Raw genomic sequence first — 24233 nt, 5'->3', positions numbered from 1 at the left:
GCCACTTCTCCGAACTGTGTTAAGTTGAGGCTGTAGCGTTTCAACAACAACCAGTGATATTCGATGACAGATGTAAACGATTCATCAACACAGCCATGGCATGCTGAACCTACACGCCCAACTGATCTAGCGCTGCTAGCACCTGGAACCATGCTTGCTGAGCGTTTTCGTGTCGTGCGGCTATTGGGGCATGGTGGACAAGCACGCGTCTACGAGGTCTTCGATACTGTCCTCGAGCAACCGTGTGCGTTAAAACTCTTGGTCACCAACGAACACCTTTCGACCGATGCTATCGAACACTTGCGCAATGAAGTCTTGCTCACGCGGCAAATCAACCATCCCAATGTTGTCCGCGTACACGAATTTTATGTGACCGAGAACTATGTGTTCTTCACTATGTCGCTGATCACCGGCACGCCGCTTACCGATGTCATTGACAGTAGCATCCACGCAAAAGACGTTATTCACTGGTTTCGGCAACTTCTTAGTGCTTTGCAAGCCTGCCATGAAACCGGCATTATTCACGGTGATATTAAGCCCGCCAACTGTATTGTGAATGACCAAGGTGACTTGATTGTGGTCGACTTTGGCATTGGTAGACAAGACCATCAATCGCCGACAACTCATTTCAGTGCCGGCTATACCGCCCCAGAACTCGCTCAATCACACCGCGCAACCCACGCCAGCGATCGCTATGCCCTTGGCAAGGTCCTCGCCGCGCTACTCCAGGCCGGCGAACAGAAATCATGGGCAAGTGTAGAGCTGAAGCACAGTCGATTGCGCAAACTTGCCGAAAACCTTCAAGCCGACGAGCCAGAGCAGCGCCCGTCACTCGCCAGCTGTACCTCGGCCTTGGCGCCGCAGCAGCGCCATCACGCGCTGACGCTTAGTGTCATTGCCATCATGATACTTGTGTTTGCGATGCTATGGTTTTTCCAGCCCGCACAAAATGAGTCGAACGCATCCTCTGAAAAGCAAGTTTTTACGCTAGCGATAGCGAGCGATGACCCTACCATTGCCATCGCACAGTTAACCCATTTGATGCTACAAACCGAACCACAAATCTATTCAGTTGAGCCTAATGCAGTGGCCGAGCTCACCAAACAACTCGGTATTCGCGTACTCGATTCAGCGCGCGAGCGTACACGTCTTGCTGAGCTCACCGATGCGCAATATGTGTTGGTACTCAACCAGCAAATCATTGCCGAGCAACCGCATTTGTTAGCCTTGTTGTTGCGTTTCCCGGGCGAAGAAGTACTGCTCAACGAAACCTTTCTACTTAGCCAAGAAACACCTCGACAACTTGCCCAGCAGGTGGCGACGCAAGTGAGTGCGCAGTTAGGAGCAGGGCAAAGCTCCGCAGAGCTTACACTTAACGACAAAGTAGCTGACTACCTTGAACAACTGCAAAACGCCCAAAATGTTGGCGATACAGAACGCGCGCAAGGGATCTTGAAAACCATGATCGAAACGCCTGAAGTAGGCGATTTCTGGCGTCAGCAGGCACGCGCACAACTCGCCATGTCGGAACAAAATTATACCCTTGCAGCGCAAGTGCTGGACGGCGTTATTGCCAATTACCCAGATCGTGCGGATGTGCTTGAACAACGTGCACAGGTGGCCACTGCGCTAGGAGATTTGCAAGCCGCAAGAACGTTCTACCGACAAGCCCTAGCACTCGACCCTATGCAACCCATGTGGTGGTTTGAGCTTGCTAAGTTAAAAATCATTCAGGGCGAAATGAAAGAGGCCATTTCGCAAGAACTGACCCAAGCTTTACTCGGTTTTCGGCAGCAAGAAAACCAACAAGGACAGGGACTCGTGCTGAATGCTTTTGGGGTCGCCTACCTGCGCTTGGCCGAAGTTGAGCAGGCGCGCGATTATTTTGAAATGGCCTTGCCATTTCGAACTGCCGACAACCAACCGGTTGAACGAATTACCACGCTCAGTAATATCGCCACCACAGCCGCTATACTTGGCGATTACGCCGCTGCCGAAGAAGCTCTGCGAGAAGCACGCGATCTAGGATTGCAGACCGGAGATGAACTCGCTGTTGCACACATTGAGAACGAGCGAGGATTATTATTTGAAGAGCAGGGGCTTTACCAACAAGCGTTGAAGCATTATAAACGCGCTCTCGATTTGCGGTTGCGCTCGGGCGATGACTACGCACGCAGTCAAAGTATCAATAATGTCGCCTTTATCAACTTCCTACTCGGCGAATTCAGCTTAGCTGAAGTTTACTGGCGACAAGCGCTCGACATCGCTCGGGCAATTGATGAAACAGCAACCCTACATAGTATACAAATAAGCCTCGCGCACTTACTGATCTTGCAGGGGCAGTTCAAACAAGCGGAACACCTACTCGCTGAACTCATCAGCACCACCGACAAGAGCCCTGATGCGCAATCGAACACACAACTACAAGTCAGCCGATTGAATTTTGCCTTAGGCCGCATGCAAGCGGCGGCAGAAGCCGCCGACGCTTCGGTTAAGATAGCTGAACAACTGAGTGACCAAAGGGGGCTTACCGAAAGTTTGTTGTGGCAGGCCGAGATTGCCTTACACCTTAACCAAACTGGTTTGAGTAGCGAGATTTTAGCCACCTTGCGACAGCACCAAGAGCATTTTAACCATGAGCAGCAACTTGCCTTTGACTGGCTGCAACTAATGAATGGTGAGTTGCAGATGTCACCGCAACAGTTTGCCGAGCGAGTTCTACAGACGAACCTATCACGCCTGTTAGAAATGAAAATCCTCTCGGAACTTATCTACAACTTCGAGTTTTCGAAAAACCAAGCGACTTGGGCACGACTCGAAACGATCCTTAATGAAACCATGTATGATGCGTACTTTATTACCTTAGCGGCACGTGGCGACACTGAGTCACATCAGATCTTATTGAATAAAATAAGAAGTTTCCCTAGCTACTGGCGCAATTTTGAACTACTTCAAGTACTATCTAATCCATCTACGGAAACTTTGGCGCAGGAAGCTCTCGAACAACTACTAGAAAACATGAATGACAGCCAACGAAAAGCCTATACAGAACAATTTAACCTCCAGTGAGCTACTGGCGGCGATTGAGGAGCTGCGGGAACAACAAAAATCACTGCAGCACCGACTCGACGCTGAGCAAGCACAGTTGCAACAACTGGCGAAGCGTTTATGGCTGCAACAGGAGCATGAGCGTGCGCGGCTAGCCCGCGAGTTACACGACGATTTGGGACAACAACTTACCGGCATCGCCACCCAACTCTCGCAGTTGTCTGCTACTGACGAACGCCTTACGACCATCTATCAGCATGTTAAACATGCTATTGAGAGCACTCGCACACTTTCGCGACTACTGCATCCGACCTTGGTTCACGACCTTGGCTTACAGGCCGGTATTCAATGGCTTGGCCGCCAACTCCTCGCGCCTGCGGGAGTCCATTTACAGCTTGACTATAATGTTACACATCAACTCGAGAGTGATGTGGAGTTGTTTTTCTTTCGTATACTCCAAGAAGCAATGGTGAATACCGTCAAGTATGCAAAAGCTTCGCAATTTGAGGTCTTTTTCAGTCAATCTGAAACCGCATTATTGCTACTTTTGCGGGACAATGGTCAAGGGTTTGACGCAGCTCAAACGGCTTACGGTGTCGGGCTACAAAGCATTCACGATCGCACACAAGCGTTCGATGCAATGCTCAAACTGACCACGGCGCCGGGCAAAGGCTGTGAAATTCAAGTCCAGCTTCCCTACCAAAACGTAACTGTTGAGGAGGCGCCGTGATACGACTCATACTTGCCGACGACCATGTAATGGTGCGCCAAGCAATCGCCACAACCCTTCAAGCGACTGGGCAATTCGACATCCTCGCCGAATGTGATGATGGCGTCGCGTTGGTGAGCGCGGCCTTGCGCCACGATGCTGACGTTATCCTTATGGATATTTCCATGCCCAAAATGAACGGCTTCGTCGCTTTGGAAAAAATTCTGCATCACCGTCCAAAGAGTAAGGTGATTGCCCTGAGCATGCACAACGAGCCCGAGTACATCGACGCAATTCGTCATGCTGGAGCGGTAGGTTACGTATTTAAGGACGCACCAACAACAACCCTCCTCGAAACTATTCAAACCGTCCTTAACGGCAAGACAAGCTTTCCGCTAACTGAAAACGCTGCAGGTGCGGAGTTACACCAGCCGCTTGCAGCGTTAACACGGCGCGAACGCGAAGTGTTTTTTCTTGTTGTTGCTGGTCGTTCCAATAAGGAAATTGCGAACTTGTTGGCGATGTCTGCGAAAACCGCCGAGAATCACCGTGGTAAGTTGTTCAAAAAGCTCAACGTAAACACCACCGTTGAGCTCATTCATTTTGCGGCCAAACACGGCCTTTTAGAGTCTTAGTTCTCGGCTAAGTTAGCTAAGACCGAATGCAACAATACATTGGTACCCGCTTCAATGTCATGCCAATGCGACCACTCATCGGGAGCATGACTCACGCCATTGACTGAAGGGATAAAAATCAGGCCTGCGTCGGTGATTTCGGACAAAAACTGCGTGTCGTGACCGGCACCACTGGGCATTCGCAAATAACTGTAATCGAGCGCTTTGACTTGCTCTTCAATGAGATCGGTAAGTTTTGCCGAGCAGGGTTTAGGGGCTAACCAGCTGGATTGTTCGTATTCGAACATCAGTCGATGTTTGCGAGCAATCGCCGACAGAGCTTTACGACAAGCGTTGGCGACTTCTTTCATAACCTCTTCGTCCATGTCGCGACCGACAATGGTAAAAATAGCTTCGCCTGCCACCGTATGTGGATAACCTGGTTTCAGCTCGACTTTACCCACAGTGATACGCGTTTTGTCGGTACCGTTTTCGGCGATGATACGCTCAATTTCGTGAGCAAAGTCGGCAAGTCCCATAAAAGCATCGCTGCGCATATCCATGGGTGCTGTGCCAGCGTGGTCGGCCTTGCCTTTTAAGTGGACAATCCACTTAAACACGCCGGAAATACCTTCAACGACACCAATTTGCAGATTTTCTTGGAATAAAACTGGGCCCTGTTCAATGTGTAGTTCAAGATAAGCTTTAAGTTGTTCGGGCCGCCATGCTGCATCGAGTGCATCCATCGCATTTAAGCCTTGCGCAGCCATGGCATCTTTTAAATACACACCGTCAGCGTCATGCGCAGACATAATCCAGTCAGGGTTGAGCTTGCCAGAAATCGCTTGGGCGCCAAGCATGCCACCGAAACGCCCTTCTTCTTCTGCGGTGGCTACACCCCAAACTGGTGTTTCGGTCACCACTTGGTTTTCATCCAGGGTCTGCATGACTTCTAGCGCAGCTAAAACGCCAAGTGAGCCGTCGAAAATACCGCCCGCAGGCACCGAATCAATGTGTGAGCCCATCAATACTGCTGGCTTATTGAGTTCCCCACGGCCGAAGAACACATTGCCCGCGCCGTCCATATAGGTTTCATAACCGGCTGCTTTGGCTTTTTCTTGCAGCCAGCGCCGGCTTTCCATATCGGCATCGCTATAACCCGGCCGATAGATGCCGCGATCTTCTTCGTTGTAGCCAATTTTGGAGAGTTCGATGAGGTTAGCTTTCAGACGTTCGCAATTAATCTGCATAGTACTCCTTGAAACTCGATGTTTGCTGTTTGCTAACAAAAGCTTAGTTACTGAGGGGGGATTGGGCAAGTGGGATGCGGTAGCGTTGAATGACCGACTCGTGGGTGGCGTCGGTGATTTCGGAGTGTAGTTTGCCGCCATTCGCGAGGATCATCGCCGCTGACGCTGGATTACTTTTCTCGCAGTGGATATGGACCTCGTGGATGCCTCTTTGCTGAGCTTGCTCAAGGGTCAGCTTTAGCAAGAGCGTGCCGAGGCCTTGCCCGCGGTGACTGGGGCGAATGCCTAAGCCGATGTGTCCACCTGCGCGTTCGATTTGCGGCGTTAGGTAATGTCGGAGGTTGCTGACGCCGATGAGTTCGTCATTATCGATTAGCCAATAGGTCGTGCTTGCGGCATATCCCTGCGGTAAGTCTTCGCCTTGGCGGAAGGCTTCAATGCGCGCCAGCATAGCGCCGAAGTTCTGATGGTCAAAATCCAGCGGAAACGGGTAGCGTTCTTCGTCACCTAGTTCCGTGATGTAGGCGCAATAGCTGGCTTGGTACTCCGCTGATGGCAGTATTAATTGCATAGAATAGATAAACATGGACGAAAAGGAGAGTTTAACCCGTAGTAGAACTACGGGCTACCACAATCCACGAATAGCGAAGCAAAAAAAAGCCCGGCGCGAAGGCCGGGCGAAAGGGTATAACAACCAGATCTCAGGGAAGTCGATGGGTAATCTACCGCACGACTATGACAAACATGTGACTGCAGCCGAATATTTTTTAAGCGATTCGGCGCGCTGTTGCTGCAGCGTTAAGTACCGCAGCCATTTTGATCGAGTTTTGAATCACTTGTGCAGAAATATCATGCTTCAGCAAGACGCCTACGTGTGAATCAATGCACATTCCACAGCCGTTTAGTGCAGAAACGGCAAGTGAGTACAACTCGAAATCTGCTTTATCAACACCAGGATTCGCCATGCCGTTCATGCGTAGGCCTGCTGGCATTTTACTGAACTGCTTATCGCTGCTCAGGTGTAAAAAACGATAATAAACGTTGTTCATCGCCATCAAGGTCGCGGCAAGTTTTGCTGCACCAACAACGTTTTCTTCAATTTTGCCTTCGGCTTCGGCTGAAACTGCAGCCGTCAACGCGTCATCACCAATCGCATAGGCGAGTGATAAAGCGGTACCGTAAAATTGGGTTGGGGTCATGCCAGAGGTATCGACATTGCCGAAAATGCTCGACAAGTTCAATTTGGTGTCTTTACCGTGGTCGCCCAAGCCTTGTTTATAATCTGCAATGCTCATAAATTCCTCCGTAAAAAAAGTGCCGCCGAAGCGGCACTCAAAGTGACATCATCAAATGTGGGGGTAATGATGTCGCTTACAGGGTGTCGCCACCAACTGCGCGGTTACATGGGCACAGCTCGTCAGTTTGCAAACCGTCCAAGATACGCAGGATTTCAGCTGGGTTACGACCGACGTTCAGGTTGTTCACCGACACGTGTTGGATTACGCCGTGCGGATCAACTACGAAAGTTGCGCGCAATGCTACGTTCTCTGCTTTGTCACGTACGCCCAAGCCATCAACCAATGAACCATTGTCAGCGAATGAGTACTGGTTCAAGCTTTTCAGGTCTGGGTGCTCACGACGCCATGCCAGCTTAACGAATTCGTTATCGGTGCTGCCGCCCAATACCACTGCATCACGGTCAGCAAATTCTTCGTTCAATTTCGCGAACTCAACGATTTCAGTTGGGCAAACGAAAGTAAAATCTTTCGGATAGAAGAAAATGATTTTCCACTTGCCTGCAAAGCTGTCGTTGGTGATGGTTTCAAACGCGCTCTCGCCATTTTCTTCTGGCATATTGAAGCCAGGCTTCGCTGCTACAACTGAAAACTCTGGTAATTTATCGCCTACGGTTAACATATAGGTGTACTCCTTGATTAAGCGTTAAGTGTTAAATAAGAAATCGGGTGGCGTTTCGTGTTACGCCATCTCGGTACGGGGAGAATGATAGGGGGTAGGATGGATTTGTTAAAACGAATAAAACGGATTATAGTAATCGGAAAATATGATTGAACCTTGAGAACAGGTTCCGACATCGTGGGGGATTCGATGAGTAAGTTACCAAGCTTAAAAAACTTGAGCTATTTGCTGGCGCTGCATCAGCACCAAAACTTTAATCGGGCGGCACAAGCCTGTCACGTCAGCCAGTCAACACTCAGTAGCGGTATTCAAAACCTAGAAGAGCAATTGGGCTGCCAGCTGATTGAACGTGACCATAAATCCTTCTTGTTCACTGGCATGGGCGAAGAAGTCGTCAGACAAGCGCGTAAGATCCTTACCGAAACTGAAGAATTGCTACATTTTGCCCAAAGCCAAGGTAAAACCATGGAGGGACCGCTGCGCTTGGGCTGCATCCCCACCATTGCGCCGTTTTTGCTTGGTGAACTGAGTAAGTTTGTGCATCAGCATCATCCACAGCTGCACCTTAATATTCGTGAGGACACCACCGCCAACCTGCTGCAGTTACTCCGCAACGGTGAACTAGATGTGCTCATTCTTGCTTTACCGATGGATATTCAGGGTAATCAAAGTTATTTGCTCGGGCGCGACCCGTTCAAGCTGGTTATGCATAAGTCGCTTGCTGACAACTTGCAAGAACCGGTGGCCTATGATCAGTTACCCGACGAATCGATTTTTTTACTAGAGAAAGAGCATTGCTTAACTGGCCACGCTGTCGCGGCCTGTGAATTAGCCGACTCGAGTAAAATTAATCCGTTTACCGCAACCAGCTTACATAGCCTTGTACAAATGGCTGACGCCGGACTCGGCGCAACCTTTATCCCGCAGATGGCCATTGACCGCGGCATTCTGAATGGCACTGACCTTGTTGCCTTACAACCTAAAGGACAACAAGCGGCTCGCGATATTGGTTTAATTTACCGTTCAACGACAAACCGCCGACAAACATTTCGCAAGCTTGCTGAAATCATTGCCGACTTGTTGCCTGAACGCACTTTGCAGTAATTCGGTCGCATTGCAGATAAAAAAAGCAATCCAAATCACGAATTTGACTATAGTAATGGGTACGCTACAGAACTTAAGGAGCACACAATGTTGCACAGCATGTTCAAACCCGCCGCTTTAGCCCTCGCTACTGCGAGCCTCGTCTTTGCCAGCAGCGCCAGCGCTGAAACTGCGCAAACGGAACGTCATAAAGTTGAGGCGACCACTATCGCCGAAGGCTTAAGCTTTCCGTGGGGCATTGCCTTTTTGCCCAACGGTGATGAAGCCTTGGTTACTGAAAAGTCGGGCACGCTGCGCCGTGTCGGCATGAACGGCGTGATCAGTGACGCCATTACCGGTGTTCCTGATGTCGTTTATAAAAGCCAAGGCGGTCTACTCGACGTGGCTATCGACCCGAACTTTAATGACAACAACTATGTTTACTTAAGTTATTCCGAAGCCGACCCTGACGGTGGTGAAGGCAACAGCACAGCAGTTGCCCGCGGCAAGCTGATTGGCAATAATTTACAAGAGGTCGAAGTGATCTTCCGCGGTGCCCCGAAATATAAAAGCGGCGCGCATTTCGGCTCACGTTTGGTGTTCTCACCAGACGGCTACCTGTTCATCACCTTAGGCGATCGCTATTCCGCCATGGATGATGCCCAAACGCTAGATAACCATCACGGTAAAGTGGTGCGCATTTGGCCAAATGGCACGGTCCCCGAAGATAACCCGTTTGTCGGTAAAGACGACGCCCTTGATGAAATTTGGTCTTATGGCCACCGCAACGTACAAGGTGCAGCCATTCACCCTGATAGCGGTGAATTGTGGACCGTAGAGCACGGTCCGAAAGGTGGTGACGAGATCAATATTCCACAAGCTGGCGAGAATTATGGTTGGCCGATCGCCACCTATGGTGTGGACTATGATGGCAGCATCATCAGCGACCAAACTCATGCTGAAGGCACGGTACAACCACACTATTACTGGTTGCCATCAATTGCGACCTCGAACATGATCTTCTACACCGGTGATGAGTTCCCAGCTTGGCAGGGTGATGCGCTTGTTGCGGCATTGAAAACCATGAAGGTGGCGCGTCTTGATCTTGAAGGCAACCGCGTGATGCACGAAGAATCACTGTTCGAAGACCTGATCAAACAGCGTATTCGTGATATTGAGCAAGGTCCTGACGGGGCCATCTACCTTGTCACCGACGACCGTAACGGTAAACTCATTCGTATTAGCAACGCTGACGAGTAAACTATGCACTTTCCATCGAAGTTAGCGCTGGCTGTAGCCAGCGCTAGTATGGTTTTTCTGCCTGTAGGTATTCGCGCAAGCTTCGCCCAAGAAGCTGACAATGCACCGATCGAACGCATCGAAATTACTGCCAATCAACGTTCTTCCACGCAGACGACGCCTGCCGCCGTCACCAACTTAGCCACTGACCAGCAACTTCCCGGTTTGCGAATTGACGCTGCCGAGCTGCTTGGCGGTATCGCTGGCGTACAAAGTGACTCGCGCGCCAATTATGCGCAAGATACACGTATTACCTTACGCGGTTTCGGTGCGCGTTCAGCTTTTGGCGTACGGGGCGTGTTGTTGCAACTTGATGGCGTACCGTTAAGCATGCCTGATGGGCAAGCGCAGACCTCCAGTATTCTGTTAGATGAGCCTGATAACGTCCAAGTTATCCGTGGTCCATTAGCTGCCTTATATGGCAATGCCGCTGGCGGTGTCATTGATTGGCGTAGTGCTACACCGCGGACTACCGCGACGCAAATTGATCTGATGGCAGGCGGCAATGACACCCAACGGCTTTTTATCCAACAAGACCTAGTACAAACGGACAGCGCTTTGCGTTTTGCCGCAGCGACGTTTAGTACCGACGGCCCGCGTCCGCACAATAGTGCGGAGCGCCACCAAGTGGCGGCCCGCTGGTACCAGCAGCTGAACGACACCACTCGCCTCGTCGTGCGTCTCGATAATAACAACGCGCCACACCTTCAGGACCCAAGTTCACTTACGCCAGATGCATGGCGCGCTGACCCTACGCAAACGGTCGAACGAGCCTTCACCTTTAACACCCGCAAAAGTATTCATCACCAACAAGCTTCGGTGAGTATTGAGCATGACACAGCCGAGCGTTCAGCAACGGCTACTTTCTGGCGCGGCTGGCGTGATGTCGAACAGTATTTACCTTTTCCTGGCAGCGATCTGAACGGCGATGGCGCAGTCATCGATCTACGTCGCGACTTTATTGGTATGAATGCCAATTACCAATGGCGGCCTTTACGTCTGCCAGAGTGGCAGTTTAGTAGTGGCCTACAAATTGCCGAACAGAATGACCGTCGGTTTGGTTACGTTAATGATTTTGGCGAGCGCGGCGAAATACGTCGTAATGATGACGGCGTAGTGCGCACCAAGTCGGTGTATGGCTTAGCTGAATGGCAGGTAGCACCCGCTTGGAAACTGTTAAGCGGAGTGCGTTACAACGACACTGAGTTTGCCGTCGATGACTTTTATGTTATCCCAGAAAATCCTGATGATAGCGGTGCCGCAGACACGCAAGAAACCAGTTGGATGGTCGGTTTTAATTACGCGCTTAATGACGCACTCTCATTTTATGTGAGTCGCGGTGCTGGCTTTGAAACGCCCACCTTGACCGAGCTTGCGTACCGCAACGACGGTACTGGCTTGAATACCGAACTCGGTCCAGCCAATAACTTACAGTGGGAAGCTGGACTGAAATGGCAAACGAATACCGCACAAGCGCGGGTAATCTGGTTTGATATTCAAACCAGCAATGAAATCGTCGTCGATCAAAACAACGATGGCCGTACCACCTATGTGAATGCCGAAAACACCTCACGGGAAGGTGTTGAAGTTGAGCTGCAAGCGCAATTAGCTGAGCGTTGGAGCACGCGAGCCAGTGCCACCTACCTTGATGCAACCTACAGTAATGGCGCCCGCCTGCCCGGCATTGCGCGCCAGCAAGCCTATTGGCAAGTGGCGTGGCAACCTAACGAACGTCAACGCCTACAGCTTGTCGGCGACTATCGCGGTGAGGTTACTGCCAACGATGCCAATAGCGTCTTTGCACCGAGCCATACGCTGTGGCATTTGGCTTATCAGCACAGTTGGCGGCATAACAACATGCAGCTGCAACCTTGGCTAAAACTGCATAACCTAACCGACCGAGATTATGTTGGTTCGGTGGTGGTCAATCAGGGTAGCGGTCGCACATTCGAGCCTGGCATAGGTCGCGAAGTACAGGCCGGACTGCGCATCAACTATCTTTGGTAGTGTCGTCGGCGAGCCATCGGTAGAGGGTTCGCCGCGTGATCCCCAATATTTTAGCTGCACTTTGCTTATTGCCGTTAGTGGCTTGCAAAACTTCTTGCACATAGCGTTCCTGCACTTCTTGCAGACTTGGCCAAGCCTCCACAGCACCGCTGGTTGAAGCAACAACGCCCATTGGAGTATTGCCATGCTCTCGCATCCGCTCAGGAAAGTGCTCCGGCTCGATTCGCTCACCATCACAAAAGGTGTAGGCGCGTTCAATCGCATTTTGCAGCTCCCTGACGTTCCCCGGAAAAGAATACGTTTGCAATAAGGCTTGTGCTGCATTAGAAAACCCAACTACATGCTTATCTTGCTGTTGCTGTAGCTGCTCAAAAAAGTGCTGGGCAAGGACTAAGCGATCATTGCCACGCTCGCGTAACGGCGGAACTTCGATACGAAATGTCTCAAGGCGATAAAATAGGTCAGCTCGAAAGGCGTTCTCATTGACCCGTTCTTCAAGGTTTTGGTGCGTCGCTGCGATGATGCGCACGTCGACCTGCTCTTCACGATCACTACCCACCGCTCGTAAAGTTCCTTCTTGTAGCACCCGCAACAATTTCGCCTGCAACGGCAGCGGCATTTCACCAATCTCGTCGAGCAATAACGTTCCGCCGTCAGCTTCTTTTAGTAACCCTGAACGCTCTCGCTGCGCACCTGTGAAGGCTCCGGCGGCATGGCCAAAGAATTCACTTTCCATCAATTCGGCCGGGATGCCAGCACAGTTTACGGCCAGAAACGGCTGTTCGGCGCGCGGACTCAACTGATGCAAAGCCTGCGCGACCAGTTCTTTACCGGTGCCACTTTCACCCTGAATCAACACCGCACCATCGGCTTGTGCGACCTGTTCAATGGTGTGGTACAGCTGCCGCATCACTCGGCTTTCCCCGACAATTCCCGCCGGACCTAGCACGGCACCACCGCGTGAACGGTAATGCGCTACTTCACGCTGCAACTGATGATAATCAAGAACCCGTGCGACACTCATCAATAGGTGTTCAAGGTCGAGCGGCTTGGTCAGAAAGTCATCTGCGCCCTGCTTCAAGGCGTCGACCGCCTGCGATACGGTGCCAAACGCAGTAATCAAGATGAATGCCGGCCGCTCGCTCTGGCGTTGCAACTCGGCAAGCAACTCCATTCCGGATGCTCCTGGCAAGCGAATATCACTAATCACGAGTTGTGCAGTATCACGCCGTTCACTTTGCAGAAACAGTTCGGCACTTTCATAAGCCTGCACCTGATAGCCTTCGGCTTCGAGTTCTTCATGAAGGAGCTCGCGTAAACCGGGGTCGTCTTCCACAACTGCAATATGTGCTTTTATCATCGCTCCCCCTGCTAGCCGGCCTGCGTAAATATGAGCCGCGCTTCACAACCACCAGCGGCACGGTTTCGCAACGTGAAACGTCCACCATGGGCATGGACGATATGTGCGACAATAGCTAAACCTAAGCCGGTGCCTTCACCAATAGGCTTGGTCGTCGAAAACGGTTCTATCAGCTGCTCCATGGTGGAATTCGTCGGTAGGCCTTCGCCATCATCAGTGATACTGATCACAATGGCGTCAGCGCTCTGTTCACAACTTACCCGCACTTCACTGTGGGCTGCTTGTGCGGCATTACGCAATACATTCACTAAGGCGAGCTCCATGCGTGCCGCATCACACTGTAATGTGATGGCAGGGTCAATCTCAGCAATGACAATCTGCGGTCCTTGCTCAGTTTGCTCATGTAAAATGGCTTGCTGTGCATTTGCTACCACATCACTTAGATGATGACGTTTGCGCGCACTTACTGGGGTACGACTGAAATCCAGCAACTGTTGCACAAGATCAGTAAGGCGCTCTACTTGGCCACGAATTGCCACCAATTGACGTTGACTATCCGCGTCAGCATGACGCTGCAATAAGCGCTTCGCGCGCCCAGCAATTACCGTTAATGGAGCACCCAATTCGTGCGCTACACCACGTGCGAGTTGACCAATCGCTGCCATCTTTTCATGTTCGCGTAAACGCTGGTCAAGCTCCTGTTGCTGCTGTCGTCGCGTTAAAAAATAACCAACGGTTAAAATCGTCAGCAAGGCTAAGGCCACCACACCCCACGCTAACCAAGCAATGTTTTCCAATTGCTTAAAACTACGATCAAAGTCTTCAGCACGACGGTTTAACTGCATAAAGCCAATAAGGCGTTCAGCTCGATCATGTACGGGAATAAATTGCGAATAGACATCTCGGCCTGCCACTTCACGATAACTGTCTTGCTGTTCGCCAGTAAGAATCAGCTGCTCGGCCAACACACTTTCAGACAAGTCGCGCTCGGTCACACCAGCTGACGCCACTAACTCGCCATTAGTGTCATAAACCGAAGCACCATAAACGCGACCAATCGCAAACACTGCATCAAGTTGTGCTTGGACACGAGCGATGTCGTTATTCATCAAGGCATCACTTATCGGTAGTCGGATAGCTCGCCCTAAAAGCTCAATATCATCCCGCAAACGTTCGTCTTGAAATTCACGAGCCTGTTCTAAAGCAATATTGATAGCCAACCCGGACAAGGCAAAAAGCGGAAGGACCAAGTAGAACAGGAACACCCGTTGCCAACGCGTCGCGATCTGCTGCAGTCGAAAACTGTATCTTTTTGTCACACGCACCTCAAAAATGTCACTGACAAAAGTATACACTCGTGCGTCTATTTTTTCACCTTCAAACCTAACTTATTGATTATCACGATGTAAAAAGTTGGCACGGGCATTGCTTAGTTATTAATGAACGTAAATTACGTGAACATAAACTATTGAACCGACAAAGGAGTTCAGACTATGAAACTACAAGTACCAACCGTTATCGCCGCAGCCGTTTTTGCCGCTTTTGCTACGACCGCTGCGACGGCAGCTCCCGTTGCTCAGCAAGCCGCTCAAGGTCAAGCAATGCAACAGCAGCAACCGCAAGTTGAGATCACTGATGCATTGTTAGAGAAGTTTGTTGTTGCCATGAGTGATGTACAAAAAGTGAGCCAAAAGTACTCTGACCAATTCCAAAATGCTGAGAATGCCGAAGAAGCGCAAGCGATTCAGCAGAAAGCGCAGGAAGAGATGTTGGCTGCTGTAAACGATGCTGGCTTGTCACCTGACGAGTACAACGCGGTGATTCAACGGGTTCAGCAAGATCCTGAATTGCAACAGCGTTTGCAAGAAATGACTGAATAAGTCGTTTTTATTTCGCGCAACACTTGCAGAAAAAAGAAAGCCAGCCTTGTGACGAGGCTGGCTTTTTTCTTGTTTACTCAAGCAAGGTCGTTACGAACTTAAACGTTGAATCAACTCCCGCGCAACTGCCTCTGAACTTGCTGGGTTCTGGCCGGTAATCAAATTACCATCGACCACCGCGAGAGGTGCCCAATCTTCAGTTTTTTGATAGTTGGCGCCCAGCTCAATGAGTTTATCTTCGAGTAAGAATGGCACAACTTCAGTTAACCCTACACCAGCCTCTTCGCTGTTGGTGAAGCCACTTACTTTCTTGCCTTTCACTAATGTCTGGCCTTGTTGATCTTTGGCGTTCACTAATACTGCAGGCGCATGACATACCGCAGCAACGGGTTTACCTTGGCGCCAGAACTTTTCAATCAGTTGCAAGGATACTTCGTTGTTTACCAAGTCCCACAAAGGACCGTGACCGCCAGGATAGAAGACCGCATCAAAATCGTCAGCGTTAACCTCATTGAGTTTCAATGTCGTCGCCAGTTGGTCCATCACCGCTTCATCTTCAAATAAACGCACGGTCGCTGGCGTTTGCGCATCTTCTTGCTGACTATTCGGATCGATAGGAGGCTGACCGCCCAACGGTGACGCCAAAGTGATCTCAGCACCAGCATCTTTAAATGCATAAAAAGGGGCCGCAAACTCCTCTGCCCAGAAGCCGGTTTTGTGCCCGCTGTCTCCGAGTTTATCGTGCGAGGTCAGAACCATTAAAATTTTCATGGGCTTACTCCTGTATTTTTGCGAGTGTATCTAGTTAAATGGGGTTTCTTATTACGATTTCAAGCAAGGATCTGATCACATGAGCATTGCCTGGGTAGCCCCCGAACCGAGTTACCGCTCTTACTTACAAGTGCGTTCATTACTGTCGATGCTCATCTTGGCTGGTATGGTTGCTGGCGCCTTTTTTACTGGCATTTACCCAGCTGATGTATTCCCGCTTTGGTGGGCAGGAGCGATATGGGCCGTGCTCACTTTGTTCTTCAGCGTATTCTTTGCCTCGCGACGTTTCCTCTTCACCGCTTATGCGCGCAGCCCTGAAGGTATGCACTTGAAACGCGGCGCGCTGTTTCGCAAAATCCGCGCGGTACCTTTGAATCGCATCCAGCATGTTGAATTCAAGCAATCGTTTTTAGAGCGACTGTTCGGCATTGCTCGCCTGGCCATGTATACCGCGGGTAGCGGTGGCGCAGATTTGACCATTCCGGGTTTGGCTCCCGAATATGCGTTGCAACTCAAAACCGAGTTGTTGACCACCATCGCTAACGAACCTGAGCAGGAAGAAAGCAACAATGAGTGAACTTGCTTGGCAACGCACGCCGCTGATCACCATTGCATTCTTTTTACTCAAACAGCTTAAACAGTTCGTCACCAATATTTCGAACTTGATTCCGGTATTGGCGGCCGTTTTTGTTGCGGGTAAGAATGCTGTTTGGCTCCCGTTTGCTCTTGCTGGCGGCTACCTTGTTTTCACTATAATCAATGCGGTTTTACAACAACGGTTCTTTTTGTATGCGATTGCCGATGACGCAGTCCATATTCGATCAGGCTTGTTCAACCGCCAGCATTTAACGCTGAAGTACGAGCGAATTCAGCAGGCTGAAATCCATGAAGCATGGTACTTTCGTCCCTTTAAACTGACCATCTTAAGTGTTGATAGCGCCGGCTCCGCAGGCAAGGAAGTCATGATCCCAGGGCTAACTATGCCACTGGCGCAAGAGCTTCGCCAACGTATGCTGGAAGCCCAAGATGCTCCCCAAAGCACAAACACTGCAAGCAGCACTACTGCGCCATATGACGAAGCCGACGTTGAACAACATTTTCCGGTGAGTGAAATCATTCGTGCGGGGATTATTGACAATAAACTCTTCGTGTTACTCGCGGTTTTGATTTACCCCATTAGCCAATTAGACTTACTCGAAGACTACGTCGTGCCATGGGTGCAAGCAAATGTCTCTTGGCTTAATGACGACAATGCCTGGCTACTCGTCAGTGGAGCGGTCGTCGCTGGCTTAGCGGTATTGTTTTTGCTGGCGATTATCGTCAGCTTGATTACCTATCATGATCTAAAGCTCAGCATTCGTGGCGAGCGGTTTCAGGCGAAATCCGGAGCGCTGTCCATCCGTACCCTAAGTTTCCGCTATCCCAAGTTGCAAGCAGTGTATTTGCGCCGTAATTTACGTGCTCGCTTGTTAAAGCGTAGTGTCGTTCGGGTAAGCCAATTACAACCGCGACAAGCACAAGGCGGTGCACAACAAGGCGGGCAACAGTTTATTTTGCCAGTGGTTGACGCTGACTTTTTAGCGCGCTTTCGCCTTCTGCTGCGCCTACCCGACAGCGCCCAAGTAAATTGGCAACGCCTGTCCAACTTGGCCTTACTCGGGCCCAGCGTGTGGCTGGGGGTGCTTGCACCGGTCGCCGCCGGAGTGCTCTTTTTCGCCCTAGAAAGCGGGGTTCTAGGGTTAGTGCTAACAGCGCTCGGTTGGTTACTGTTACAAACGCTGGTGGTTTTGCGCTGGCGCAACTATGGCTATAGTTTTGTCACCAGTGACACACAACCAAAAGAACAGTGGTTCGTGGTGCGCCGCGGTATTTTTAGCCGTAATGAAAACTGGTACCCGCGCCACAAAGTACAACAAATCGATGTTGAACAGGGCCCGTGGCTACGTTTGCTTGGTTTTTCGCATCTCGTACTTCATACCGCTGCCGGTTCTGAGTCCATTGAGTTCTTAGCCCGCGACGAAGCGCTTCGACTGCAAGAAGAATGGACACAAGAAATTGCCCGCAACCACCGACGCTGGATGTAGTAGACACAGTTTGTAACGCTTCACACTCGCCAATTGGTCATTTTTTTGCCAATCTAAAAGAGGTGAATGTTTAGCAACAGACCCAAACAGAGGAAATACATCATGTACAGTGATGACGATTTACGCTCCGCCGTTGCTGCGGGCGTGATTAGCGACAAGGACGCCAACGCTCTACGTGATTACGTAGAACGCCAACGCGCCACACATTTTCAAGACGAAGAACATTTTCGTTTAGTTAGCGGTTTCAACGATATTTTTGTAGTCATTGCTGCAGTGTTAGCGCTTGCCGCTTTATGGACGTTGGGTAATCTTGTCGCACCATGGTTAGGCGGCGGTGCCGTTGCTATCGCTAGTTGGCTTCTCGCTGAATACTTCACCCGCAAACGACGGATGGCACTACCTTCGATCGTTTTATTATTTGCCTGTCTTGCCGGTGTTTTTGCTGGGGTCTTCATTAGTTTGATGGACATCTGGCAGGAGTCTCCTGTGGTGCCCTTGTTAGCCTTCTTACCCACCACGATCGTCGCTTGTGCTCACTGGTTTCGTTTTCGTGTGCCCATTACGCTCGCTGCAGGTGCGGCGACCACCGTAGGCTTGATCGTTTCGTTATTAGCTTGGGCTTTTGCCTTTTCTGACGAGTTACTCAAAGTCATTTTGTTTGTCGCGGGACTCGCAGTGTTTTCGTTAGCCTTGTACTGGGACCGTAGTGACTTGGAACGCCAAACTCGCCGAGCTGATGTGGCTTTTTGGTTGCACTTACTTGCCGCGCCACTCCTCGTCCATCCGATTTTCGTCACCCTTGCCGGCAACGATATGAATGTCGGTTTAGCGCAAGCCTTGCTGACTATTTTGGTTTATTTGGTGCTAGCGGGCGTATCCTTGGTCATTGATCGCCGCGCCCTGATGGTATCGGCATTGTCGTACGTCATTTATGTCTTCAGTGCACTGCTCAACAGCTATGGCCTCGTCTCAGTGAGTACGGCATTAATTGGCTTAGTGGTCGGCAGCGGACTGTTATTACTTGCCGTGTTTTGGCATCCATTACGCAGTTCATTGGTGAAAGCGTTGCCGCAACGTCTATCGACAAGCGTACCGGCTATTCGTTAAACGTCAGAAATCGCCAACGACTGCTTAAAGCGCTCCACCCAATGCGTTGCGGGTTGCGGGCGCCCATATAAGAAACCTTGGAATTTTCGACAGCCTAGTTGACGCAACGCATCAGCTTGGCTGTCAGTTTCAACGCCTTCCGCGACCACTTCTAAGCCTAAACTTTCACCCAAACCAACAATAGTTTCGACAATCACCGCATCATTCACATCGGTCAGTACATCGCGTACAAACGATTGATCGATCTTCAACTGGTAGATAGGTAGACGCTTCAAATACGCCAATGACGCATAGCCGGTACCAAAGTCATCGAGCGAAAAGCGCACGCCTAAGCGACCTAGTTTCGACATCCGCTCAATTGTCAGCTCGACATTGTCAATCAACATATTTTCGGTGATCTCAAGCTCCAAACGGCCGGCAGGAACCTGATAACGCTGTAAGCAAGATGCCACGTAGTCGACAAATGCCGCTTGCCGAAACTGTTTGGGGCTAATATTGATAGCTAATTGTAAGTCACACAGCTTGGTATCATTTGCCCACTGTTGCAACAGCACACAGGCTTGTTCAATCACCCAGTTCCCTAGCGGAACAATCAAGCCACTGCTTTCAGCTACCGGTATAAACTCACTAGGCGGCACTTGACCGAACTCTTCATCTTGCCAGCGCAGCAACAGTTCACCGCCCGTCACGCTGCCTTCATTATTCACCTGGGGCTGTAAATAAAGCTCCAATTGACGCTCGTCGATGGCGCGCCGCAATGCCGTCTCCAAATGCAGTCGCCGATTAATTGACTGCTGCATTTCCGGATTGAATAATCGAATGGAGCCCGTACCTAAACGCTTCGCTTCACTTAATGCGAGATCAGCATTCTTTATGGTTTCAGCGGCACCACCATTGCTATCAGAGAACATACTTATGCCGATACAGGCCGCCGTGGTGTGGCTACGTACCCCTAAATCTATTGGTTCTTGGATTGCTTCCACCAATTCATTTGCCAAACGCCGGGCAGTTAGAATCGCTTCATTGCGGTCCGGGCCCAAGTCTTCGAGCACGACCACGAAGTCATCGGATCCCAAGCGCGCCGCAAAATCGGTATCTTCAATACTTCGCTCTAGGCGTTCAGCAACAGCTCGCAGCAGCCGGTCTCCAACAGGGTGACCCATGCTGTCATTGACCAGCGTAAAGTCGATCAAATCGACCGCTAACACTGCACCTTCGAAACCGGTTCGACGGTAACTCGCCAAGGCATGATCCAATTGCTGAATAAGTAACTTACGATTCGCTAAACCCGTAATACCATCGTAATATGCCAGTTGATTAAGCTGTTCTTGAATACGTACATGCTCGGTAATGTCGGTCGAAATACCGCAGAGCGCATAAATGTTTTCGTTGGCGTCCCGCAGTGGGATCTTCACCGACAAAAACTGCCGAGTATCACCTTCACGGGTCGTGTTGTGTTCCTCATCGACTAGCCGCTCACCATACTCGATAACTCTTAAGTCATTGTCACGTAGGTATTCTGCGGTAACCTCGTCGAACAGATCGAAGTCTGACTTGCCGATAATCGATTCTTCCGTTTCGCCCAGCAGTTCGCAAACGCGCTTGTTGGCGTAACGGTACTTTAACTGGGCGTCCTTTACGAAAATGTAGGCTTCGACCGAGTTTAAAATCACATTAGAGCGTTGCTCGGTTTCAAGTAATGCACGCGACTTGCGGACCACTTGATGGCGTAGAAACGCAACCACCAGAATTGCGAAAGCGAGTAACCCTACTAGTCCAGGGAGCAACCATGGTGCGAGAGGAGACACTTCAGCAGGGGCATAGACACCCCACTTTTGCATCATCGTGTGATAAGGCGAATTGGTATCAGCACGCCACGTTGCCAACCAACGGTCGACGCTATTTAACACCGGCCGCAGCTCAGCCTTCGGCGCAGTGGCGAAGAATAAACGGCTTGGCTGAAACATCACCGGCGTTGCTTTCATACCAAGTTCACGCGCACGCTGATCACCATACAGATGATTCACCGCGACAAGATCAACACGGTCCGCCAGCACCGCGGCAAATCCTTCATCGAACGAACCGACCGGAACAAACCGTACATTAATACCAAAATTACGTACTAAGTTCTGCAAGTATTGGCTTTGTACTGAGTCACGTAATACCGCAACTCGCATGCCATCCAGTTCTATTAAACTGGTAACCGTTCCGCTGGACTGGGCATAGAGTTGCGACCAACTGTGTAGAACAGGAATTTCATGAAACAGGAAAGTTTCGTCACGGATATCGGTAATCGCAACATCCGGCATAAGGTCGATCTCGCCCGCCGCCAGAAACTGCAAACATTGCGACCACGAACACGGAACAATCTCGATTTGCCAATCTTCACGATCAGCAATTTCATAGAGAATTTCGCCGAAAACGCCAGAAAGTTTTCCATCTTCGTCGATAGTTACCTTGGGTGGGTTTTCATAGGCACCGACACGAAGTACTTGCTGTGCTGCCACAGGCGACACAGCAAAAAAGGCGAAAGCGGCAAGTAAGAGTGGCGCTAGATAGGGCCGAACAACAAGCGGCATGAAGATTTTGTTTCCTCGATAGAAGTTACTTTTATCTATAGCAGATAAAGCTGCTTTCTGCCCAAGTATTACGTGCTTAGCGAGCGTATTTTCGCAACTGCCGAAGCGTTTTGTTAGACTGACTTTCTCCTTCGTCGCAGGTAAAGAGTCCGCCATGTCGCACAACACTATCGCTATTAATCAGCAGCAACAGCCTCTTGACCACCTCGAAAGCGTTTGGTTGTTTGGCTATGGTTCTTTGATTTACAAGGCCGACTTTCCCTATCTACAACGCCATCCTGCGGTTATTCACGGCTGGCAACGACGTTTCTGGCAAGGCTCCCATGATCATCGAGGTACGCCCGAAGCTCCGGGGCGTGTGGCAACCCTCATTGAAGTTCCCGAGGCACGATGTGCGGGAATGGCTTACGAAGTTACCCCTGACGTATTCGCCCACCTTGATCATCGTGAAAAGAATGGTTATCTACGTTTTTTCACGACCTTTGCATGGCTTGATGAACCCGCCACCGTAGAGGGCTTAGTGTACGTTGCAGGACCTGATAACGCGGCGTACTTAGGCCCAGCAAGCGAAGCTGAAATTGCCACACAGATTGCCAACTCGGCGGGGCCAAGTGGACCAAACAGTGAGTATTTGCTGAAACTTGCCGATGCTTTAAGAGCGTTGGGCGAACACGACGAACACGTGTTCACCATTGAAGCGGAATTAAAAAAGCTACTGCAGCAAGGTTAGGCTTTCTTCACAAACTCGGTTTTGAGTTTCATTGGGCCTATGCCATCGATTTTACAGTCGATATCATGGTCACCTTCGTCAGTAAGGCGAATGTTTTTGACTTTGGTACCGACTTTCACCACCAGCGATGAGCCTTTCACCTTTAAGTCCTTGATGACCGTGACGGTATCACCATCAACCAGTTCATTACCGTTGGCGTCACGATAAACCTTTTGTGCTGGTGCTGTCGGTTCGGTGGCGGACCATTCATGCGCGCACTCGGGGCAGACCAGCATTGGACCATCTTCGTAGGTATAAGGCGAATCGCACTTCGGACAGGCTGGCAGTTGGCTCACGTTGGGTTCCTTTTCGGTTTGGCGGAAATATAGATCATAATTTCGCCGACAATGACCGCTGTGCCATCTGCACGAAAACCCTTCACTTGCACGGGTAAGTCACCTTCACGCCAAGCATCGGCAGGGGTCTCTGCGATGATGCGAATATCACTGTCGGCTTTGGCCGTGTAGTTTACTGTCATTCCCTTGGGGATCCAACGTAAATGCTTAGGAATACTGGCTTCTGCTAAAGCTCCCATAGCCATTTCGAGGCCATTGCATAGCGCAATGGCATGTACAGTACCAATGTGATTTTCGACCGCCTTGCGCTTCTTAAAACACAACTCGCAGAAATTCGGCTGTAATTCCGTGATCAGCGGTTTAATACTGCGGAAATAAGGAGCTTTTCGCGCAAAAAACGCACTAAATAGCTGCCGTCCAAACGGATAACGCAAACACTTGTGGTAGAGCTTTAATAGATAATTTTCACTCATTACCTAAGCCTTAGATATTCAACAACAAAAAGCCAATGCCAATACGGTTTTGGCGGTGATTATAGTCAATTAACGTTTCGCCATAACCAGAGAAAAACTGAATATAAAAGCGCAGACCATCAGGCTTATTGCTGTTAACTGGATGGGTAAAGTCCAGCTGCCATGAACCGCGATCCCACGACAGTTCGCGCGTGATTCGGGTCACGCTGTAGGTACTCAGGTCATTGCGCCAAGAAAAACGGTTTTCAAAGTTACCGCGAAAGCGAATCAAATCCGGGTTATCGTCATCATCACCGGTTTCGTTGACACGCTGCTTATAGGTGGTTTCCCATAACAAGTCCCCCCATTGCACCGCGCCGCCAAAGTGAAAGTAGTTCCAACTACGCGAGTCAGGCTTCGTTTGACCATTGGACTCATGCGCAAAGCCCACTTTGGCAAAGCGCACTCTAGCCGGACCAGGAATAAAATCTAAATCATCAGACCAGGGTACAATGTAAAAAACATCGGGATTGTAATTGGTACTCCGAAACGGCGATGACTCATCGCCATTCCAAGCTTGCCATAACGACGTCTGCGTGTACGAAACCCACAAGTCAGCGTTCGGCAACAGCAAGTTTTCGAATAACTTGGTTCGCAACGAGATCTGTAGCTTCACCTCGTTCGGTTTGTAGCTATTAAGCGTCTCTGAAGATGGCCCTCGCGAGGGTGATTCCGGCTGCGTGTTAATCTCCGAACTATGGTGGATTGGCAAGATAAAGTTCGGTTCATAGGTGCGTAGCTGAAAAATCCCACGCTTATGCTCTTCATCAAGCTCCCACAAACGACTGACTAAGTCTTCGGTATCAAACTCTTGCCAACTTAAACCTTTGCTTTGTTGTGGTTCTTCGTTTGCCGCATCATCAGCAACAGCCGACGTACTCATCAAACCAACCCCAAGCACTAGCGCACTCACCCATAACCGCATGGTTTGCTTTCCTTCTTCGCCGA

General features: G+C 50.2%; 22 protein-coding genes. 11 read left to right on the top strand and 11 right to left on the bottom strand.

Going from position 1 to position 24233, the window contains the following annotated elements; genetic code table 11:
* The first annotated feature begins 63 nt into the window (after positions 1-63).
* Genes CWI70_RS09055 through CWI70_RS09045 form a run of 3 tightly spaced genes read left to right on the top strand, consistent with a single transcriptional unit; the run spans position 64 to position 4392 of the window.
* The gene (locus tag CWI70_RS09055; protein WP_126772538.1) at positions 64-3069 is read left to right on the top strand and encodes a protein kinase domain-containing protein; all 3006 of its coding nucleotides are present in this window, start codon (positions 64-66) and stop codon (positions 3067-3069) included.
* The gene (locus CWI70_RS09050; protein WP_126772535.1) at positions 3023-3778 is read left to right on the top strand and encodes a sensor histidine kinase; all 756 of its coding nucleotides are present in this window, start codon (positions 3023-3025) and stop codon (positions 3776-3778) included. The genes CWI70_RS09055 and CWI70_RS09050 overlap by 47 nt, the downstream gene beginning before the upstream one ends.
* On the top strand, positions 3775-4392 hold the full coding sequence (locus CWI70_RS09045) for a response regulator (RefSeq protein ID WP_241967851.1): 618 nt from the start codon (positions 3775-3777) through the stop codon (positions 4390-4392). The genes CWI70_RS09050 and CWI70_RS09045 overlap by 4 nt, the downstream gene beginning before the upstream one ends.
* Here CWI70_RS09045 and CWI70_RS09040 read toward each other — a convergent pair.
* The 4 genes from CWI70_RS09040 to CWI70_RS09025 form a co-directional block, all read right to left on the bottom strand.
* A complete protein-coding gene (locus CWI70_RS09040; protein ID WP_126772533.1) occupies positions 4389-5621 on the bottom strand; it encodes a Zn-dependent hydrolase in 1233 nt (410 codons plus the stop codon). The two genes, CWI70_RS09045 and CWI70_RS09040, sit on opposite strands and share 4 nt — an antisense overlap.
* A 43-nt stretch (positions 5622-5664) precedes the next feature.
* Positions 5665-6192 (bottom strand): GNAT family N-acetyltransferase, encoded by a 528-nt coding sequence (locus tag CWI70_RS09035; RefSeq protein ID WP_126772530.1) that lies wholly within the window; start codon positions 6190-6192, stop codon positions 5665-5667.
* A 196-nt stretch (positions 6193-6388) separates the two neighbouring features.
* Positions 6389-6916: a carboxymuconolactone decarboxylase family protein gene (locus CWI70_RS09030; RefSeq protein ID WP_126772527.1), complete on the bottom strand. Its 528-nt coding sequence runs from the start codon at positions 6914-6916 to the stop codon at positions 6389-6391.
* A 76-nt stretch (positions 6917-6992) separates the two neighbouring features.
* Positions 6993-7538, bottom strand: coding sequence for a peroxiredoxin (locus tag CWI70_RS09025; RefSeq protein ID WP_126772524.1), 546 nt, complete (start codon positions 7536-7538; stop codon positions 6993-6995).
* A 189-nt stretch (positions 7539-7727) separates the two neighbouring features.
* On the opposite strand from CWI70_RS09025, the gene CWI70_RS09020 reads away from it, so the two are divergent.
* From CWI70_RS09020 to CWI70_RS09010, 3 genes are all read left to right on the top strand, one after another.
* On the top strand, positions 7728-8642 hold the full coding sequence (locus CWI70_RS09020; RefSeq protein WP_126772521.1) for a hydrogen peroxide-inducible genes activator: 915 nt from the start codon (positions 7728-7730) through the stop codon (positions 8640-8642).
* An 87-nt stretch (positions 8643-8729) separates the two neighbouring features.
* Positions 8730-9881, top strand: coding sequence for a PQQ-dependent sugar dehydrogenase (locus CWI70_RS09015; protein ID WP_241967850.1), 1152 nt, complete (start codon positions 8730-8732; stop codon positions 9879-9881).
* A 3-nt stretch (positions 9882-9884) separates the two neighbouring features.
* Complete coding sequence (locus CWI70_RS09010; RefSeq protein ID WP_126772520.1) at positions 9885-11927, top strand: TonB-dependent receptor family protein; 2043 nt, start codon at positions 9885-9887, stop codon at positions 11925-11927.
* Here CWI70_RS09010 and CWI70_RS09005 read toward each other — a convergent pair.
* Entirely contained in the window at positions 11911-13287 is a 1377-nt protein-coding gene (locus CWI70_RS09005; RefSeq protein ID WP_126772517.1) for a sigma-54-dependent transcriptional regulator, read from the bottom strand. The genes CWI70_RS09010 and CWI70_RS09005 overlap by 17 nt on opposite strands.
* An 11-nt stretch (positions 13288-13298) precedes the next feature.
* Complete coding sequence (locus CWI70_RS09000; protein WP_126772515.1) at positions 13299-14606, bottom strand: sensor histidine kinase; 1308 nt, start codon at positions 14604-14606, stop codon at positions 13299-13301.
* 174 nt (positions 14607-14780) lie between these two features.
* Here CWI70_RS09000 and CWI70_RS08995 point away from each other — a divergent pair, with 174 nt between their 5' ends.
* Positions 14781-15167 (top strand): DUF4168 domain-containing protein, encoded by a 387-nt coding sequence (locus CWI70_RS08995; RefSeq protein ID WP_126772512.1) that lies wholly within the window; start codon positions 14781-14783, stop codon positions 15165-15167.
* A gap of 90 nt (positions 15168-15257) precedes the next feature.
* Here CWI70_RS08995 and CWI70_RS08990 read toward each other — a convergent pair whose 3' ends face one another.
* Positions 15258-15938 (bottom strand): type 1 glutamine amidotransferase domain-containing protein, encoded by a 681-nt coding sequence (locus CWI70_RS08990; RefSeq protein WP_126772510.1) that lies wholly within the window; start codon positions 15936-15938, stop codon positions 15258-15260.
* Positions 15939-16017: 79 nt separating this feature from the next.
* Between CWI70_RS08990 and CWI70_RS08985 the strand changes: the two genes are divergently transcribed.
* From CWI70_RS08985 to CWI70_RS08975, 3 genes are all read left to right on the top strand, one after another.
* Positions 16018-16515, top strand: a complete 498-nt coding sequence (locus tag CWI70_RS08985; RefSeq protein WP_126772507.1) for a PH domain-containing protein — start codon at positions 16018-16020, stop codon at positions 16513-16515.
* Positions 16508-18022 carry a PH domain-containing protein gene (locus CWI70_RS08980; RefSeq protein ID WP_126772504.1) on the top strand — a complete coding sequence of 505 codons (1515 nt, stop codon included), beginning with the start codon at positions 16508-16510 and terminating at the stop codon, positions 18020-18022. Before CWI70_RS08985 ends, CWI70_RS08980 begins: the two co-directional genes overlap by 8 nt.
* 102 nt (positions 18023-18124) lie before the next feature.
* Positions 18125-19129: a hypothetical protein gene (locus CWI70_RS08975; RefSeq protein ID WP_126772502.1), complete on the top strand. Its 1005-nt coding sequence runs from the start codon at positions 18125-18127 to the stop codon at positions 19127-19129.
* Here CWI70_RS08975 and CWI70_RS08970 read toward each other — a convergent pair.
* Entirely contained in the window at positions 19126-21708 is a 2583-nt protein-coding gene (locus CWI70_RS08970; protein ID WP_198677672.1) for an EAL domain-containing protein, read from the bottom strand. The two genes, CWI70_RS08975 and CWI70_RS08970, sit on opposite strands and share 4 nt — an antisense overlap.
* A 154-nt stretch (positions 21709-21862) precedes the next feature.
* Here CWI70_RS08970 and CWI70_RS08965 point away from each other — a divergent pair, with 154 nt between their 5' ends.
* On the top strand, positions 21863-22438 hold the full coding sequence (locus tag CWI70_RS08965; protein ID WP_126772496.1) for a gamma-glutamylcyclotransferase: 576 nt from the start codon (positions 21863-21865) through the stop codon (positions 22436-22438).
* Here CWI70_RS08965 and CWI70_RS08960 read toward each other — a convergent pair.
* Genes CWI70_RS08960 through CWI70_RS08950 form a run of 3 tightly spaced genes read right to left on the bottom strand, consistent with a single transcriptional unit; the run spans position 22435 to position 24210 of the window.
* Positions 22435-22773: a zinc ribbon domain-containing protein YjdM gene (locus tag CWI70_RS08960; RefSeq protein ID WP_126772494.1), complete on the bottom strand. Its 339-nt coding sequence runs from the start codon at positions 22771-22773 to the stop codon at positions 22435-22437. The two genes, CWI70_RS08965 and CWI70_RS08960, sit on opposite strands and share 4 nt — an antisense overlap.
* Positions 22770-23246, bottom strand: coding sequence for a hotdog fold domain-containing protein (locus tag CWI70_RS08955; protein WP_126772492.1), 477 nt, complete (start codon positions 23244-23246; stop codon positions 22770-22772). Before CWI70_RS08955 ends, CWI70_RS08960 begins: the two co-directional genes overlap by 4 nt.
* A gap of 10 nt (positions 23247-23256) precedes the next feature.
* Positions 23257-24210 (bottom strand): phospholipase A, encoded by a 954-nt coding sequence (locus CWI70_RS08950; RefSeq protein ID WP_126772490.1) that lies wholly within the window; start codon positions 24208-24210, stop codon positions 23257-23259.
* Positions 24211-24233 lie beyond the last annotated feature (23 nt).

The organism is Pseudidiomarina homiensis (assembly GCF_003987225.1).
In the GTDB taxonomy this organism is placed as follows: domain Bacteria; phylum Pseudomonadota; class Gammaproteobacteria; order Enterobacterales; family Alteromonadaceae; genus Pseudidiomarina; species Pseudidiomarina homiensis.
The sequence above is the reverse complement of the archived record's forward strand: the minus strand, read 5'-3'. Positions and strand labels throughout refer to the sequence as shown.